The sequence below is a fragment of the Aeromonas sp. LsrichE-8G genome, from assembly GCF_022869435.1.
GTDB classification, from domain to species: domain Bacteria; phylum Pseudomonadota; class Gammaproteobacteria; order Enterobacterales; family Aeromonadaceae; genus Aeromonas; species Aeromonas caviae.
In genome coordinates this window covers 58,131-72,941 of sequence record NZ_JALIHH010000006.1, presented here as the reverse complement: position 1 = coordinate 72,941, position 14,811 = coordinate 58,131, and the positions used below count along the sequence as shown (strand labels likewise).

Genomic DNA, 14,811 nt, shown 5'->3' with positions numbered 1-14,811 from the left:
ATGGCCTCCCGTCTTTTTTTATGCTTCCTCAGATGCGCGTGCGTACATCCGCCGCAATCTGATCGAGCAACAGTTGCCAGCCCTGTCCCAGCTCGTTCACCAGGGCGCCATACCCATCGGCAGGCAGCACCCGCTCCTGCTGGAAGGGAACATCTCTCAACACGACCCCCTCCTCCGTCAGCAGGCGCCAGCGACCGCTAAGCAGGGCCCGGCCGTCGTGCCGCCCCTGGAAACGCTCGACCGAGATGCTCAGCACAGGCCCCTTGCGGGCCCCGTCCTGACGCACCACCCAGCCAGGCAAGCGGCTGGAGAGGCCATTGAGGGTCAACTGGTTCAACTGGGCATCGAGGGAACCTGCCCAGCGATGGTACTCGGCAAAGTGCAACTCCTTGCCCTCCAGCTGATAGACCAGGCTCATCCGGTCAAGCTGACCGGACAGGGCGACGGGGCGCAGCACCAACTGGTGCTGCGGCTGCGCCGTGGTGACACTCGACGGCGCCGTGTCAGCATCCAGCGAATAGTAATGCAGCGTCGTCGGCGCACTGCCACATCCCGCCAGCAGGCCCAGCAAGGCCAGCGTCAACATCCGTTTTTTCATCATTTTCCTCGCTTGGGCTCGGGATCCCGCGGACGAGCGCGGTCAAAGATCAGCGAACTCGGCTGCTCGTTCAGTGAATGGACCAGAGGTTGCAACTCACTCATCAGCTGGTTGAGTGATTGCACCGACTGACGCAGCTCCTGATTGGTCTGGGAACCGGCATCATAGGTCTGCAACGTCTCCTGCAACTGCTTGAGGCTCTGGTTGAGGGAGGCCGGCAACTGCTGGGTCGACTGCTGACCGGTAAACTGCTCCAGATTCGCACTCACGGCACTGACATGCTTGAGCGTCTTGTCCAGCGTCATCAGGGTGCTGTTGACCTGAGTGAGGGTGGTGGCCATGTCCATGTCGACGAACTTGTCGAGGATGAGGTTCACCTTGCGCTCGATCTGATCCAGCCCGGCCTGGGCAGTCGGGAAGACCTGATAGCCCGCCATCTTGAGCGGCTGATAGACAGGCGCATCCGGATAGAAGTTCAGATCGATCACCTTGCCCCCCGTCAGCAGGCTGGCGGTCTTGAGGCTGGCCCTCAGCCCTTCCTTGAACTGCTTGTTGAACAGGGCCCGCCACTGCTCCTTCTCCGCATTGGCATAACGGTGGGAGAGACGCTGCACCTCGATGCGCGCCAGCACCGGGATCTGCCGGCTCTTGAATAGCTGGACGCCCTTGTCGTCGATGAGATAGGGAGCCGAGATGACGGTACCGACCCGGATGCCGCGATACTGTACCGCCGCGCCGGGATGCAGCCCGCCCACGTCATTGTCGAACAGGAAGACATAGTCGATGAACTGATCCAGGCTACCGGCCAGCACGCTCTCCTCGTCCTTGAACAGCACGAACTCGTCGTTCTGTTTCACCGGCTCCCCCGGCAACCAGCCGGGAGGCAGCCCCATGGTGATGCCGCCGTTGATCAGGCTCTCCAGCGAGTCCATCTTCACCTTCATCCCCTCGCTGCTCATGGAGACCTCGAAGCCGGGCGTCAACCAGAACCGGGAGTTGCTGCTCACCAGGACGTCATAAGGCGCGTTGATGAAGAGCTGGTACTGCATCTCGCTCTTCTCGGGCAGGAATTTGGCCTCTTCGACCTGACCGATGGTGAATCCCTGATAGCTGATGGGGGAACCCGCGCCCAGCGCGTTGGCATCCCGGCTGGACAGGGATAGCCGCAATCCCCTGGCATCCAGGGATGTCAAGGGCGGCCTGTCCAGCATGGCGTATTCGCTTCGCGCCCTGCCCTTCTTGCCGGGAGAAAGCTCGATATAGGCACCGGAGAGCAAGGTGCCAAGACCGGAAACGCCCTCACGCCCGACCCTGGGCTTGACCACCCAGAACTGGCTGTCTTTCTTGAGCATGCCGGCGGCGGCATTGGTCAGGCGAGCCTTGAGCACGGCATGGCTATAGTCCTCGCTGAGCTCCACCGTCTCGATACGGCCCACCTCCACTTCACGAGAACGGATCACCGTCTTGCCCGCCACTATGCCCTCGGCGGTCGCCACCGTCAGGGTGAAGCTCGGCCCTTGTGAATACCAGTGCTGGAACAGCATCCAGGCGCCGATGAAGAGGGCCAGCAAGGGCACCATCCAGATAGCGGCAGCCGAACTCATGAAATCAGAGCCCGGTTTCCACCTTGTCTTACGCTCACTCACGTTCGCGTTCTCCTTGTTGTAAATCCCAGATCAGGCGGGAATCAAAACTCATGGCAGCCACCATGGTGACCAGTACGACCCCGGCAAAGGCGACGGCCGCAGGGCCAGGGTAGATGGTCATCAGATTGTCGAGCCGGATGAGACCGGCCAGGATGGCCACCACGAAGACGTCGATCATCGACCAGCGCCCCACAAATTCGGTCATGCGATAGAGTTTGAGCTTGCCGAGGGGAGATGCCCCCTGGCCGCGCTGCACCACGTAGCAGAGCCACAGCAGCGCCAGGATCTTCACCAGCGGCACCACCACGCTCGCGAAGAAGATGACGGCGGCAATGGGGTAGGAGCCCATGGCCCACAGCAGCACCACCCCGCCCATGATGGTCGAGGGGCTGTCATCCCCCAGGAACACGGTGTCCATGATGGGATACAGGTTGGCTGGGATATAGAGGATCACCGAAGTGATCAGCAGGGCCCAGGTGCGGTTCAGACCACCCGGCTTGCGGCTGTGCAGGTGATCCCCGCAGCGAACGCAACTATGGGCATCCTGCTCGTTCAGGGCGCCGCAGATGTGACAGCCCACCAGACCGCACGACAGGGCGCTCTCCTCGGGATCCAGCTCCCTCGCCGCCGTCGGACCGAACAGTCGCTGCCACAGCCACATCCGATCCAGGGAGGAGATCATCTTGATGAGCAGCAGGGTGTAGCCAACGAAGGCCCAGAACGACAGCCCCATCTTGATGTCGGCCATCCCCATCAGCTTCACCAGAGAGATGAGCACGCCGATGAGGAAGACGTCCACCATCAGCCAGGGCTTGATCCGGCACAGCAGGCGGCCAAGGGAGCGCAGGGCCTTGCTGTGCAGATCCTTGTCCAGGCGCCACAGCACCAGCATGATGGAGCCGATATAGACCAGCGGCAACCCGATCAGGGTAATGCTCAGCACGGCCCCGAGGAACAGGTAGCCTTGATCCACCAGGGTGGTGATGCACTGCAGGAAGGTCATCTCCTGCCCCACCCCCTTGGCCGAGAACGACATGAAGGTAAAGGCGTTGGAGAGCACGAACATGATGATGGCCGCAAAGCCATAGGCGATGGGCCTGCGCTCCTGCTCCGGCAGATGACGAGTCAGGGTATGGCCGCAGCGCGGACAACTGCTCGTCTCCCCCACGGCCAGCTCGGTGGCCGGCACCAGCAGGTCACACTCTTCGCAGGCGGTCGCGTCATGGGTATAGGTGGGTGGATGTTGGTGTGAAACCGGATGCAAGATAAGACCCCAGCATGAGGCCCGCCACGGGGCCAGAGCCGCCAATTATTGCAGCAGTGGCCCCTGCCGACCAGCCCTGTCGTTGTCCATCCTGCCCGGGTGTGAGAATGACTTTGACAAGGCAGTGACCATTTAGCACAATCAAACGCCACTTTTTTTCCGCGGGACAATAATTTATGACAACTGAATCCCCAAGCTACTCCACTATCGAGCAGGCCTTCTCCCTCGGGAACGGGCAAGATTCTGCCCTCAACTGGTTGCGCAAAAACCGTAGCCAGGTCGCCATCTTCCTGGTGAGCGGCATCAAGCTGGAGGGGACCATCAGCGGTTTTGACCAGTACAGCGTGCTGTTGACCGATGCCCATGGCAATCAGCAACTGGTCTACAAGGCCAAGATTTCCACCATTGCCATGCACTCCGGCCGTCCTGCCGTCAGCATCCAGCGGGCCCGCAAGCCACGGGTTTCCATGGCGCCGCGCCCCCATGGCGCCCCCAGCCGTTATGACGACAACCAGGGTGGTGGCAGCGAGCAGTAAATCTCGCCACTGCCCATCCTGACGGTGTCGCTGCGTCAGCCAGTGACACCTGTTCCCCACTCTCATGTTTCGCCTGTCCCGTATGAGAGTGGGGCTTCTCTCCCGAGCCGGTTGTTGACCCGCTCGTCTTCGTTACTCAGTAGGTCAACCCGACCGGTTTTCCCTCTCTGACCATGCAGACCTGCATGCCGGCCGCTTCACCGGCCTGTGCGCCTATGCCCGTATCCTCGAACACCAGACATTGACCGGGCTCGACACCCAGGCGTCGCGCCACCAGCAGGAAGGTGTCTGGATGGGGTTTGTGCAGCTCCACGTCGTCGGCGGTAACCACCACGGGGAAATACCGATCCAGCCCTGTGTTGCGCAGCACCGCTTCGGCATTTATACGGGGGGAGCCTGTCCCTATGCCCATGGGGATCCGGCCGTGATAGCGTTCCACCAGATCCAGCATGGCCGGGAAGGGGGTGGCCTTGTGCAGGTTGGCGACATAGTGTTCGGTCTTGCAGCGTGTCACCACCAGGGGATCCAGCGCGATCTGCTGCACTTCGGCCACCAGCAGGGCTATCTTGCGGCTGGGCATGCCTCCCAGCTCATAAAACCAGTCGGCGTCGAACCGAAAGCCAAACTCGCGGGCGGTGTGCTCCCAGGCGGCCAGGTGCAAGGGCATGGAGTCCACCAGAGTGCCGTCGAGGTCGAAAACCAGGCCTTGAAATCCGGATAGGGTCATGGTGCAGGATCTGTCTGTGAAAAATGGGCCCCCATTCTAGCCAGAGCGCGGGCGCATCGCCATGCGCCAGATGGCGAGAAACGCTTGCCACCTCATTTATACAGGGCGGCGTGGATCTGATGCCGGGCAGGCAGCCCCCACGCAGGTGTCAGCGATAGGCCAGGGTACAGGCCCGCCCTTGTGATTTGGCGTGATAGAGTGCCTGATCCGCCTGCTCGGTCAGGGTTTGCCACTCCTTGTCCGATGACGGGACCAGATAGCTGAACCCGATGCTGACGGTGAGTGTCGCCGCCACCCGGGAAGCCGGATGGGGAATTTGCAAGGCGTCAAGGCCGTGGTGGATCTGCTCCGCCAGCCGCTCCGCCTCTCCCGGCTGCGGTGAACACAGCAGGATGACAAACTCCTCCCCCCCATAGCGGGCCACCAGGTTGGTACGCCGCCGCTCGGTATCCTGCAGCAGTGCCGCCACCCGCTGCAGGCACTGATCCCCCTTGCCGTGGCCGAAGTGATCGTTGTAGGACTTGAACTCGTCCACATCGATCATCAGCACCGCCAGCACCCCCTGATGGCGGCGAGCCCGCTCCCACTCCCGTTCCATGGTGATGTCCCATTGGCGGCGGTTGGCGATGCCAGTCAGGGGATCTTCCAGAGACAGCAGGGAGAGGCGCCGGTTGGCCTCCTCCAGCGCCCGGTTGGTATCGGCCAGTTGCCGGGTGCGCTCCTGCACCCTCAGCTCCAGCTCCCGATTGAAGCGCTCAAGCTTCTCCTGGGTGCGCTGGCGGATCAGCAACTGGGAGAGCACGGCGGCATACTGCTTGAAGATCTCGCTCTGATACGCCTTGAGGGGGCGCCGCCAGAGCAGGTTGTCGGCGGCGATCCAGCCGATGGGGGTACTCCCGTCCCAGAGCGACACCATGGCGTTCCAGCCGCGACCCACCTCCTGCTTCTCGTAATAGAGAGGCGTGTCCTCCAGCACCAGGACATAGTCCTTGCGACGCAGCGCCTCCTGCACCGTGGGGTGATCCGGAATGGGGCTGATGAAATGGCGCTCGTCGATGAGCTCACCCGCCTCGTTGGTACCCCAGGTACCGTGCATGATCTTGAATTCACTGTCAGTCAGGAAGATGGCGATGCGATCGAACTGCAACTCCTGGCGGGCCAGTGCCACCGCGTCGTGCAGCAAACGATCCTCGCTCTCGCAGCGGGAGAGCTTGACCCCCACCTGATGCAGCGCCTGCAGCATGCTGAGGAAAGAGTCCTGCAGGGCCTGGCTGCGCACGAGGTCTGCCTGGGTGTGGAGCCGCTGATCCCGCTCCAGATCCACCTGTCCCGCGAGTCGCCGACTCTCGAGCTCGGCGGCGAGATAATGCATGAGCAGCTGGATGCTCTGCTGCTGGCGTCTTGGCAGGCGATCGAGACGACGGCGGGTTTCCAGATAGACCACGGCCTCCAGCCCCTTGTGACGCTTGAGGGGGAAGCTGGCGCGCAGGCGCGGGATCTCGGGTTCGACGCTCTCCCTCTCCCAGATGGCACGGGTCGGCGCGATGGGCTCCACCAGCAACTGGCCGAGCGCAAGGGAACGTTCGATGAAGAGGATGGGCAACTCGAGGGAAGAGAGGATGTCAGCGCTCAGGCAGAGCAGACCCTGTTCCGGGCGATAGTGATAGAGCTGGGGCGTCGGAGCACGCAGCCACAGATAGATCTGTTCAGCCTCTGTTTTTTCCCTGACCGCAGACAAGGTCACTTCACAGAGATGTTCAAAACTGGTGAAGTGCTCCGGATCCCATTCTTCCATGCCAAATCATCCTTGGTTGTATCCAAGCGAGTATATCGGCAAAGCCCGGCCATTAATTGACCGGGCAATCAAAAGCGAGATCCAGAGCCCAGTTTTTACAACAGATTCAATGCCTGCATGGCACTGCGGATGCGCTCGCGGGTGGCCTCGGAGAGCGGCATCACCGGCAGACGGCACTCTTCGCTGCACAGACCCAGCAGGGAGACCGCATACTTGGCCCCTGCGGGGCTCGGCTCGGCGAACATGGCCTGGTGCAGCGGAATGAGCTTGTCCTGCAATTCCCGGGCAGCTTGCCACTCACCGGCCAGCGCCAGGTTCTGCACCTCGGCCACCAGCTTGGGGGCCACGTTGGCCGTCACCGAGATGCAACCCTGGCCACCACCGATGTTGTAGGCCACGGCGGTGGCATCTTCACCGGAGAGCCAGGCAAACGGCTTCTTGATGAGCTGGCGTTCAACCCAGGGGCGGGCCAGATCACCGGTGGCATCCTTCACGCCGGCAATGCGCGGCAACTCGGCCAGACGGGCCAGGGTCGCCGGCTGCACGTCAACGATGGCGCGGGGCGGAATGTTGTAGACGATGATGGGTTTGGTGGTGGCGTCGTGCACCGCCTTGAAGTGGTGGTAGAGCCCTTCCTGATTGGGGCGGTTGTAGTAACCGGCCACATGCAGGGTGGCATCCGCTCCCATCTGCTCGGCATAGCGGGTGTATTCAATGGCTTCAACCGGGTTGTTGGAGCCTGCACCTGCGATCACGGGAATGCGCCCGGCCACCAGCTTGACCACCAGCTCCACCACGCGGCAATGCTCATCGTGGGTCAGGGTCGGGCTCTCCCCGGTCGTGCCGACCGGCACTATGCCATGGGTTCCCTGCTCTATGTGCCACTCCACCAGGCGAGCCAGTGCGGCCTCGTCCAGCTGGCCCTGTCGAAATGGGGTGATCAGGGCAACTATCGAACCTTGAAACATGGGATTTCCTTCTCCTAAACAGATGGATTGGTCAATAAAAAGCCCCGGTACGGGAGTCGCTACCGGGGCTTGAATCGTCTCAGGGATGAGAGGTTACGCGCGCACGCCAGCAGGCCCGATTGTCAGGCTGTGTTTATGCTTTCGTTTCGATACGCATGACCGCATTGCATCATCTCTGGGTAAATAAGGCGTCTGGGCATATTTCGGGAACACGGCATAAATGTCAAGGCGAAAGCGGCCATGTATAATGGCCGCCCAAAAATGCGTGGAGAGACCCAATGAGCCGTCCTGTCAGTGCCGTCAGTCAGATGCTGGAACGTAACCAAGCCCTCTTTGTCGGCAAGCGGCTGTTGGTGTGCGGTGCCCTGGAGGATGATTATCCTCGTCAACTGGCCGAGTTGGCACAAAGCCTGACCGTCTTCACCACGGATTACTGCTATTACCGCAGCCAGCAGGCTGCTCTGGGAGACGCCATCCTGTTCGATCACCAGCTGGGGGGCGCCCCCCGATTCGATGCCCTGCTGCTGCTGATGCCCAAGGCCAAGGCCGAGGCGCAATACCTGCTGGCCATGATGACGCCGCTGCTCGAAAGCGGGGCCGACCTGTTCCTCGCCGGCGAGAACCGGGGCGGCATCAACGGGGCAGACAAGCTGCTGGCACCTTATGGCGAGAAACCGATCAAACGCGACTCTGCGCGCCGCTGCTCTCTCTACCACGGCACGTTCGACAAACCGGTTGTCCCCTTCGAGCTGGACGCCTGGTTCAGTCGCTATGAGTGCCAGGCGGGCGACACCACCCTGACCGTCATGGCCCTGCCCGGGGTCTTCAGTGCAGACGGCCTGGATCTCGGCACCCAGATGCTGCTGGCGAGCCTCCCCCCCGTAACGGGCAAGCTGCTCGACTTTGGCTGCGGCGCCGGCGTCATCGGTTCCGTGCTGGCCAAGCGCAACCCGGCCCTGGCTGTCACCATGGTGGATATCAATGCCCTGGCACTGGAGTCCAGCCGCCGAACCCTGGCGGTCAACGGTCTGAGCGGACGTGTTCATGCCTCCGATGTCTATTCCGACATTGCCGAAACATTCCAACAGATTGTCTCGAATCCCCCCTTCCATGCCGGGCTCAAGACCTTCTACGCCGCCACCGAAACCTTCCTGGCAAAGGCACCTGAGTACCTGACCGCAAATGGCGCCCTGACCATAGTCGCCAATGCCTTCCTGCGATACCAGCCTATACTCGATGCGCACTTCAAACAGACCGAGGTGATCGCGGGCGATGCCAAATTCAAGGTGTATCTGAGCAAAGCTTAAAGAAGTGCAACGGTTGTAATAAAACAAGTAGAGAGTGCCAGACGGGATCTGTTAAGGTACCAAGAAAACGTTTACCACCCCTTTAGGGGTGTTTTTTTCGCAGCGACATGAAAACCTTTTCAACATCATGATCTCAGGGAGAGAACGACGATGGCAGGCATACTCACCATGATACTGGCAGGCGGTGAAGGTACCCGACTGCAACCGCTGACCACCACCCGCAGCAAACCCTCCGTACCCTTTGGCGGCAGTTACCGGTTGATCGACTTCGTGCTCAACAACTTCGTCAACGCCGACTTCCTGCGCATCTATGTACTCACCCAGTTCAAGTCCCAGTCCCTTTACCTGCACATGAAGAAGGGCTGGAACATCGTCGGCATCACGGATCGCTTCATCGACCCCATTCCGGCCCAGATGCGAATGGGCAAACGCTGGTATGACGGCACCGCAGACGCCATTTATCAGAACCTGCGCTTCATCGAGATCTCCGACCCCGAGCACGTCTGCATCTTCGGCTCCGATCACATCTACAAGATGGACGTGAGCCAGATGGTGAGCTTCCACAAGCAGAAAGCGGCCGCCCTGACCGTCGCGGCACTGCGCATGCCCATCGAGGAAGCAAGCGCCTTCGGGGTGATCGAGGTGGATCAGGAAGGGCGCATGATTGGCTTTGAAGAAAAGCCCCGTCACCCGAAACACATCCCCGGCGACCCCACCCAGGCCCTGGTCTCCATGGGTAACTACATCTTCGAGACCGAGGCCCTCTATCGGGAGCTCAAGCGGGATGCCGCCGAGGAGAACTCCAGTCACGATTTCGGCAAGGACATCATTCCCAGCCTGTTCCCCCGTGCCCCCGTCTACGTCTACGACTACAGCACCAACGTGATCCCGGGCGAGAAGCCCAACGTCTACTGGCGCGATGTGGGGACGCTCGACTCTTACTGGCAGGCGCACATGGACCTGGTGGCCGACGATGCCCCCTTCTCTCTCTACAATCGCAAGTGGCCGCTGCACACTCATTACCCGCCCCTGCCCCCCGCCACCTTCATCGATACCGACGACTGCAAGGTCAAGATCGCCAACTCCCTGATCTCCGGTGGCTGCTTCATTCAGGGCAGCCAGATCCAGCGATCCATACTGGGATTTCGCTGCAACATAGGCCCCTGCAGCCACATCAGTGAATCCGTGCTGCTGGGGGATGTGAAAATCGGCGAAGGTTGCTCCATTCGCCGCGCCATCATCGACAAAAACGTTGAAATTGCACCCGGCACCGTGATCGGTGAGAATCTGGACCATGACAGAGAGCGGTTTACCGTATCCGAAGGCGGTATCGTCGTGGTACCTAAGGGAGCAAGAGTTGGCTATTAACCCACTGAAAATCCTGTTTGTAGCCTCGGAGGTTGAGGGGCTGGTGAAGACCGGGGGCCTGGCAGATGTGGCCAAGGCCCTGCCGCAGCATCTCGCCCGTCAGGGGCACGATGTGCGCATCATTATGCCCTTCTACAAGACCATCAAGCGCCGGGACGAGGCCACCCTCCTCGCCTCGCGCTGGCTCCCCACCCCCCAGGATCGCAGTGATATCAGCTATCGCATCCATCAGCTGGAACTGGACGGGATCTGCGTCTATCTGCTCGATTGCCCGCACTATTTCGACCGCCCCCAGCTCTATGCCGAGAACAACCAGGCCTATCCCGACAACGGTGAACGCTTTGCCTTTCTGGCCGCGGCGGCCCTGCATGCGTGCGAACAGCTGGGTTTCGCTCCCGACATCGCCCACTGCAACGACTGGCACACCGGTCTGCTGCCGCTGCTGCTGAAAACCCGTCATGCCCACAACCCCTTCTTCCAGCGCACCCGGTCGGTCATCAGCATTCACAACGCGGCCTTTCAGGGGGTATTCGAGCGCCAGCAGTTCTGGGCCGTGCCGGAAATCCACGACTACGAGCAGCGCATCAACTACGACTATGGTCACATCAATCTGCTCAAGTGCGGTGTGCTCTACGCAGACAAGATCAATGCGGTCAGCCCCAACTACGCCAGCGAGCTGCTGACGCACCTGGGCGCTCACGGCATGGCCAGCGTATTCCAGCAGCGGGCTGCTGACCTGTGTGGCATCCTCAACGGCTGTGACTATCAGGACTGGGATCCCGCCTTCGATCCTCTGTTGCCCGCCACCTATGATGCCGACAACCTGGATGGCAAACACACCTGCAAGCGCATCCTGCAGCAGGAGACGGGGCTCCCCGTCGGCAACCTCCCCATCTATGGCATGGTGTGTCGACTGACCGAGCAGAAAGGAGTACACCTGCTCATCCCGGCGCTAGACAAGTTCTTGCAGCATCAGGTCCAGGTGGTAATTGTGGGCTCCGGTGATCCCTCTCTCGCCGCCCAGTTGCAGAGCATTGCCCAGCATCATCCCGACAAGTTTGCCTTCATCAATGCCTATGACGACCGTCTGGCCCATCTGGTGGAGGCCGGCGCCGACTTCTTCCTGATGCCTTCTCTGTTCGAGCCATGCGGGCTCAACCAGATGTACAGTCTGGCCTATGGCACCCTGCCCCTGGTGAGGGCTGTCGGCGGATTGAAAGATACCGTCGTGGACTGGGATGCCGACCCGACGCACGCGACCGGTTTCTGCTTCAACGATCCCACTGCCAGCACCTTGCTCGATGCCATGCGCCGCAGCCTGCTCCATTATCTGCAGGAGCCGGCACGTTTTGCCCGTGTGCAGCACCACGCCATGAACACCCGCTTCGACTGGGCAGACTCCGTCATCCTGTACGAACAGATGTATCAGGATGCGCTGGCCACCGTCTGACGCCGATTGCTGAAGTTTTGTGCCCTTGGCACGCCTTTATCCGTCAACAGCGAAAAAAGTCCCCTTTGGCTGTTGACGCCCCCCCAAAACTCTATAGAATCCCCCACCGCAGTGATGCGAAGGTGGCGGAATTGGTAGACGCGCTAGCTTCAGGTGTTAGTGTCCCACGGATGTGAGGGTTCGAGTCCCTCTCTTCGCACCATACTGCAACATGCTCTTATCAGACGGCATGTAAATTCAGACTGATAACCCGATGTGCGAAGGTGGCGGAATTGGTAGACGCGCTAGCTTCAGGTGTTAGTGCCCCCCGGGTGTGAGGGTTCGAGTCCCTCTCTTCGCACCATGCTTTTGTCAGACAGCATGTAAATCCAGACTGATAACCCGATGTGCGAAGGTGGCGGAATTGGTAGACGCGCTAGCTTCAGGTGTTAGTGCCCCCCGGGTGTGAGGGTTCGAGTCCCTCTCTTCGCACCATGCTTTTATCAGACAGCATGTAAATCCAGACTGATAACCCGATGTGCGAAGGTGGCGGAATTGGTAGACGCGCTAGCTTCAGGTGTTAGTGCCCCCCGGGTGTGAGGGTTCGAGTCCCTCTCTTCGCACCATGCTTCTGGCATGTAAAACACAGAAAATGCGCTCCAACCGCATTTAAAAACCAGCTGGAGAAAATCAGTGTGCGAAGGTGGCGGAATTGGTAGACGCGCTAGCTTCAGGTGTTAGTGTCCCACGGATGTGAGGGTTCGAGTCCCTCTCTTCGCACCATTCATTCTGCAAAGGCCCGTTACGAGAGTAACGGGCCTTTTGTGTTTTCATTCCCCATGGCTATGCTGTTGAAGATGCTACGCCACCACGGGGGTTTTCCCATGATCCTGGATACCGATATTCACAACTTCTATGAGCATCTGGTGCTCAAGGAGATAGAAAAACAGGGGTTGGCTCGAACATTGACCCCCTATCAGCTGGCAGACCTCTGCTGCCTGACACTCAACCAGCTTCCTTCCCACTATATCCGCCACGATGTCGACATGATCTACTTCACGACAGACGCCGAACGCAGCGAGATGGAGAAGAAGGTCATCGCCTCCCTGCGCCAGGCCTACGACAAGATCCAGGCCGTCCCCACTCGCCAGGCTTAATGCCAGCCCTGCTGCCAGAGCAGAGTGACGACCCCTGTCATTCCCGCAACCGGCAGCAGGATCAACACCGGTCTCAGCCTGGGTTCCAGCATGACCCAGGCAGCCAGCAAGAACCCCAGGCTCCAGAACCCGTATTCCTTCTCCTGACCCCAGACCAGCACCGCCAGAAGGGCGGCCAAGAGCAGAACGCGTGCTATCCAGTTCATTGGCATTGGTCCGAAAAAGATTAATGACAATCATTATCATCTTTGGTGTTGTCATCTGCAATCGAACTTGCCTATTGATCTCCGACTATCAAACGGTGTCGATTGAACAGTGAAAAATGCCGATTAGATCAACTATTTTGTGGGATTTTAAAATTTTAAAGCTTTTTTGCCGAATGAGCAGGGATTTTACACCTCCGCTTTATGGTAGATTGCGCCCTCTTTTGGTAAGCCTCTCGGGATCGACGCATCCGCAGGACGAGAGGGGCTGACCTTGGCGAGCAAGAGTTTAGGGAGCGTCTATGCAAAACCAACAACACCACATCCGATTGCCGGGCATGTCGCAAGTATTTGCCTGCCTGGCCATTTTCCTGGCCCTGGCCTTCTCCTTCACCAGCGTGCTGGATCTGCCAATCCAGCTGGCACTGTTCATCGCCTGGTTCGTCATCATGGGACTCGGCATCAAGCTCGGCCACGATTACAAATCCCTGGAGCAGGCGGCAGTCGACGGCGTCGCCAAGGGGATGGGGGCCATCCTGATACTGATCTCCGTCGGTGCCCTGGTGGGCACCTGGATTGCCGGCGGCATCGTCCCCAGCATCATCTACTTCGGCCTCAAGGTGATACACCCCTCCATCTTCCTGCTGGCGACCCTGATCATCTGCTCTCTCACCTCGCTGGCCACCGGCACCTCCTGGGGCTCGGCGGCCACCGCCGGCATCGCCATGATGGGTATAGGCCACAGCCTGGGGGTACCCGCGCCGCTGGTAGCCGGTGCCGTGCTCTCCGGCGTCTACTTCGGTGACAAGCTCTCCCCGCTCTCCGACTCAGTGGTGCTGGCCTCGACCATGTCCAACGTCGACGTGATGGAACACATCAAGGGGATGCTGCCCATCAGCCTGTTCTCCTACGTCATCACCGCCGCCCTGTTCACCGTGGTCGGCATGCAGTACTCCGGCAACGTCAGCCTGGAGCAGGTCAATCTGGTGATGGACGCCCTCGACAAGCAGTTCAATATCACCCCCATGGCCATAGTGCCCGTGGTGCTGGTGCTGGGCCTGTTGGCCAACCGCAAGCCCGCCTTCCCGGTGATAAGCTTCGGCGCCTTGCTGGGTCTTGTCTGGGCCATCGTCTTCCAGGACATGGATCCGGTGAAGGCCATGCACTCCGCCTACAGCCCGTTTGCCATCACCTCAGGCGTCGATTTCATCGACAACATCCTGGGCCGTGGCGGCATGGAGTCCATGCTGGGCTCAGTGGCCGTCATCATCTTCGGCTTGGGCTTTGGCGGTCTGCTGGAGAAGGTCGGCATCCTGGAAGTGATCGCCAGCGCCTTCGAGAAGCGCATCAACAGCGCCGGCAGCCTGACCAGCCACACCATAGGCACCGCCTTCCTGGCCAACGTGTTCGGTTCCGCCATGTATGTGTCCCTGATCCTGACCCCCAAGATCATGGCCAAGAACTACGACCGGCTGGGGCTTGCGCGCAAGAACCTCTCCCGCAACGCCGAGTTTGGCGGCACCCTCACCTGCGGCATGGTGCCCTGGAGCGACAACGGCATCTTCATGGCCGGGGTCCTCGGGGTGGCGACCCTCGACTACCTGCCCTACATGTGGCTCAGCTTCACCTGCATCATTGTGACCATCACCCTCGCCTATCTGGGCAAGGGAGTGAACCGTGTACCGGTCACAGAGGCGGTGACAGCCCGCTAATTTCCGTAAAAACAACGACAAAGGCGCCATCACGGCGCCTTTTGTCTGGGTGCGATTCGAGGTTAAGCTGGCACTCACCTTGATCGCACGTGGCAGGACGC

General features: G+C 60.2%; 12 protein-coding genes, 5 tRNA genes and 1 pseudogene. 11 read left to right on the top strand and 7 right to left on the bottom strand.

The genetic code is table 11. The annotated features are described in order from the left end of the window. Positions 1–28: 28 nt before the first annotated feature. The 3 genes from MUW49_RS01525 to MUW49_RS01515 are packed head-to-tail and all read right to left on the bottom strand — an operon-like array spanning position 29 to position 3,508. Positions 29–598, bottom strand: coding sequence for an ABC-type transport auxiliary lipoprotein family protein (locus tag MUW49_RS01525; protein ID WP_010675747.1), 570 nt, complete (start codon positions 596–598; stop codon positions 29–31). After that, positions 598–2,244, bottom strand: coding sequence for an intermembrane transport protein PqiB (gene pqiB, locus MUW49_RS01520; protein ID WP_049636119.1), 1,647 nt, complete (start codon positions 2,242–2,244; stop codon positions 598–600). The genes MUW49_RS01525 and pqiB overlap by 1 nt, the downstream gene beginning before the upstream one ends. Next, positions 2,237–3,508 carry a paraquat-inducible protein A gene (locus MUW49_RS01515; protein ID WP_049636120.1) on the bottom strand — a complete coding sequence of 424 codons (1,272 nt, stop codon included), beginning with the start codon at positions 3,506–3,508 and terminating at the stop codon, positions 2,237–2,239. The genes pqiB and MUW49_RS01515 overlap by 8 nt, the downstream gene beginning before the upstream one ends. Before the next feature lie 176 nt (positions 3,509–3,684). Here MUW49_RS01515 and hfq point away from each other — a divergent pair, with 176 nt between their 5' ends. Continuing rightward, complete coding sequence (gene hfq, locus MUW49_RS01510) at positions 3,685–4,044, top strand: RNA chaperone Hfq (RefSeq protein ID WP_039040603.1); 360 nt, start codon at positions 3,685–3,687, stop codon at positions 4,042–4,044. A 136-nt stretch (positions 4,045–4,180) separates the two neighbouring features. On the opposite strand, the gene MUW49_RS01505 is transcribed toward hfq, so the two are convergent. The 3 genes from MUW49_RS01505 to dapA form a co-directional block, all read right to left on the bottom strand. Further along, entirely contained in the window at positions 4,181–4,771 is a 591-nt protein-coding gene (locus tag MUW49_RS01505) for a beta-phosphoglucomutase family hydrolase (RefSeq protein ID WP_041211731.1), read from the bottom strand. Between the two features lie 148 nt (positions 4,772–4,919). Continuing rightward, positions 4,920–6,566 carry a diguanylate cyclase gene (locus MUW49_RS01500; RefSeq protein WP_043152843.1) on the bottom strand — a complete coding sequence of 549 codons (1,647 nt, stop codon included), beginning with the start codon at positions 6,564–6,566 and terminating at the stop codon, positions 4,920–4,922. 95 nt (positions 6,567–6,661) lie between these two features. Then, entirely contained in the window at positions 6,662–7,534 is an 873-nt protein-coding gene (dapA, locus tag MUW49_RS01495) for a 4-hydroxy-tetrahydrodipicolinate synthase (protein ID WP_039040606.1), read from the bottom strand. A 278-nt stretch (positions 7,535–7,812) separates the two neighbouring features. Between dapA and rsmC the strand changes: the two genes are divergently transcribed. The 9 genes and pseudogenes from rsmC (at position 7,813) to MUW49_RS01450 (ending at position 12,795) form a co-directional block, all read left to right on the top strand. After that, positions 7,813–8,841, top strand: a complete 1,029-nt coding sequence (gene rsmC / locus MUW49_RS01490) for a 16S rRNA (guanine(1207)-N(2))-methyltransferase RsmC (RefSeq protein WP_053288787.1) — start codon at positions 7,813–7,815, stop codon at positions 8,839–8,841. Positions 8,842–8,988: 147 nt separating this feature from the next. Further along, positions 8,989–10,209: pseudogene (gene glgC / locus MUW49_RS01485) on the top strand (glucose-1-phosphate adenylyltransferase); the annotation flags it as partial. Then, positions 10,199–11,659 (top strand): glycogen synthase GlgA, encoded by a 1,461-nt coding sequence (glgA, locus tag MUW49_RS01480; RefSeq protein ID WP_244812347.1) that lies wholly within the window; start codon positions 10,199–10,201, stop codon positions 11,657–11,659. The pseudogene glgC and the gene glgA, both read left to right, overlap by 11 nt. Positions 11,660–11,775: 116 nt before the next feature. Continuing rightward, positions 11,776–11,861 (top strand) — tRNA-Leu (locus MUW49_RS01475). A 55-nt stretch (positions 11,862–11,916) separates the two neighbouring features. Beyond that, a tRNA-Leu gene (locus MUW49_RS01470) sits at positions 11,917–12,002 on the top strand. Between the two features lie 45 nt (positions 12,003–12,047). Beyond that, positions 12,048–12,133, top strand: a tRNA-Leu gene (locus tag MUW49_RS01465). A 45-nt stretch (positions 12,134–12,178) separates the two neighbouring features. After that, positions 12,179–12,264 (top strand) — tRNA-Leu (locus MUW49_RS01460). Between the two features lie 71 nt (positions 12,265–12,335). Then, a tRNA-Leu gene (locus MUW49_RS01455) sits at positions 12,336–12,421 on the top strand. Between the two features lie 101 nt (positions 12,422–12,522). Next, the gene (locus MUW49_RS01450) at positions 12,523–12,795 is read left to right on the top strand and encodes a late competence development ComFB family protein (RefSeq protein WP_029314828.1); all 273 of its coding nucleotides are present in this window, start codon (positions 12,523–12,525) and stop codon (positions 12,793–12,795) included. On the opposite strand, the gene MUW49_RS01445 is transcribed toward MUW49_RS01450, so the two are convergent. Continuing rightward, positions 12,792–13,001: a hypothetical protein gene (locus MUW49_RS01445; RefSeq protein WP_244812346.1), complete on the bottom strand. Its 210-nt coding sequence runs from the start codon at positions 12,999–13,001 to the stop codon at positions 12,792–12,794. The genes MUW49_RS01450 and MUW49_RS01445 overlap by 4 nt on opposite strands. A gap of 299 nt (positions 13,002–13,300) precedes the next feature. On the opposite strand from MUW49_RS01445, the gene nhaC reads away from it, so the two are divergent. Further along, positions 13,301–14,710 (top strand): Na+/H+ antiporter NhaC, encoded by a 1,410-nt coding sequence (gene nhaC / locus MUW49_RS01440; RefSeq protein ID WP_010675759.1) that lies wholly within the window; start codon positions 13,301–13,303, stop codon positions 14,708–14,710. Positions 14,711–14,811 lie beyond the last annotated feature (101 nt).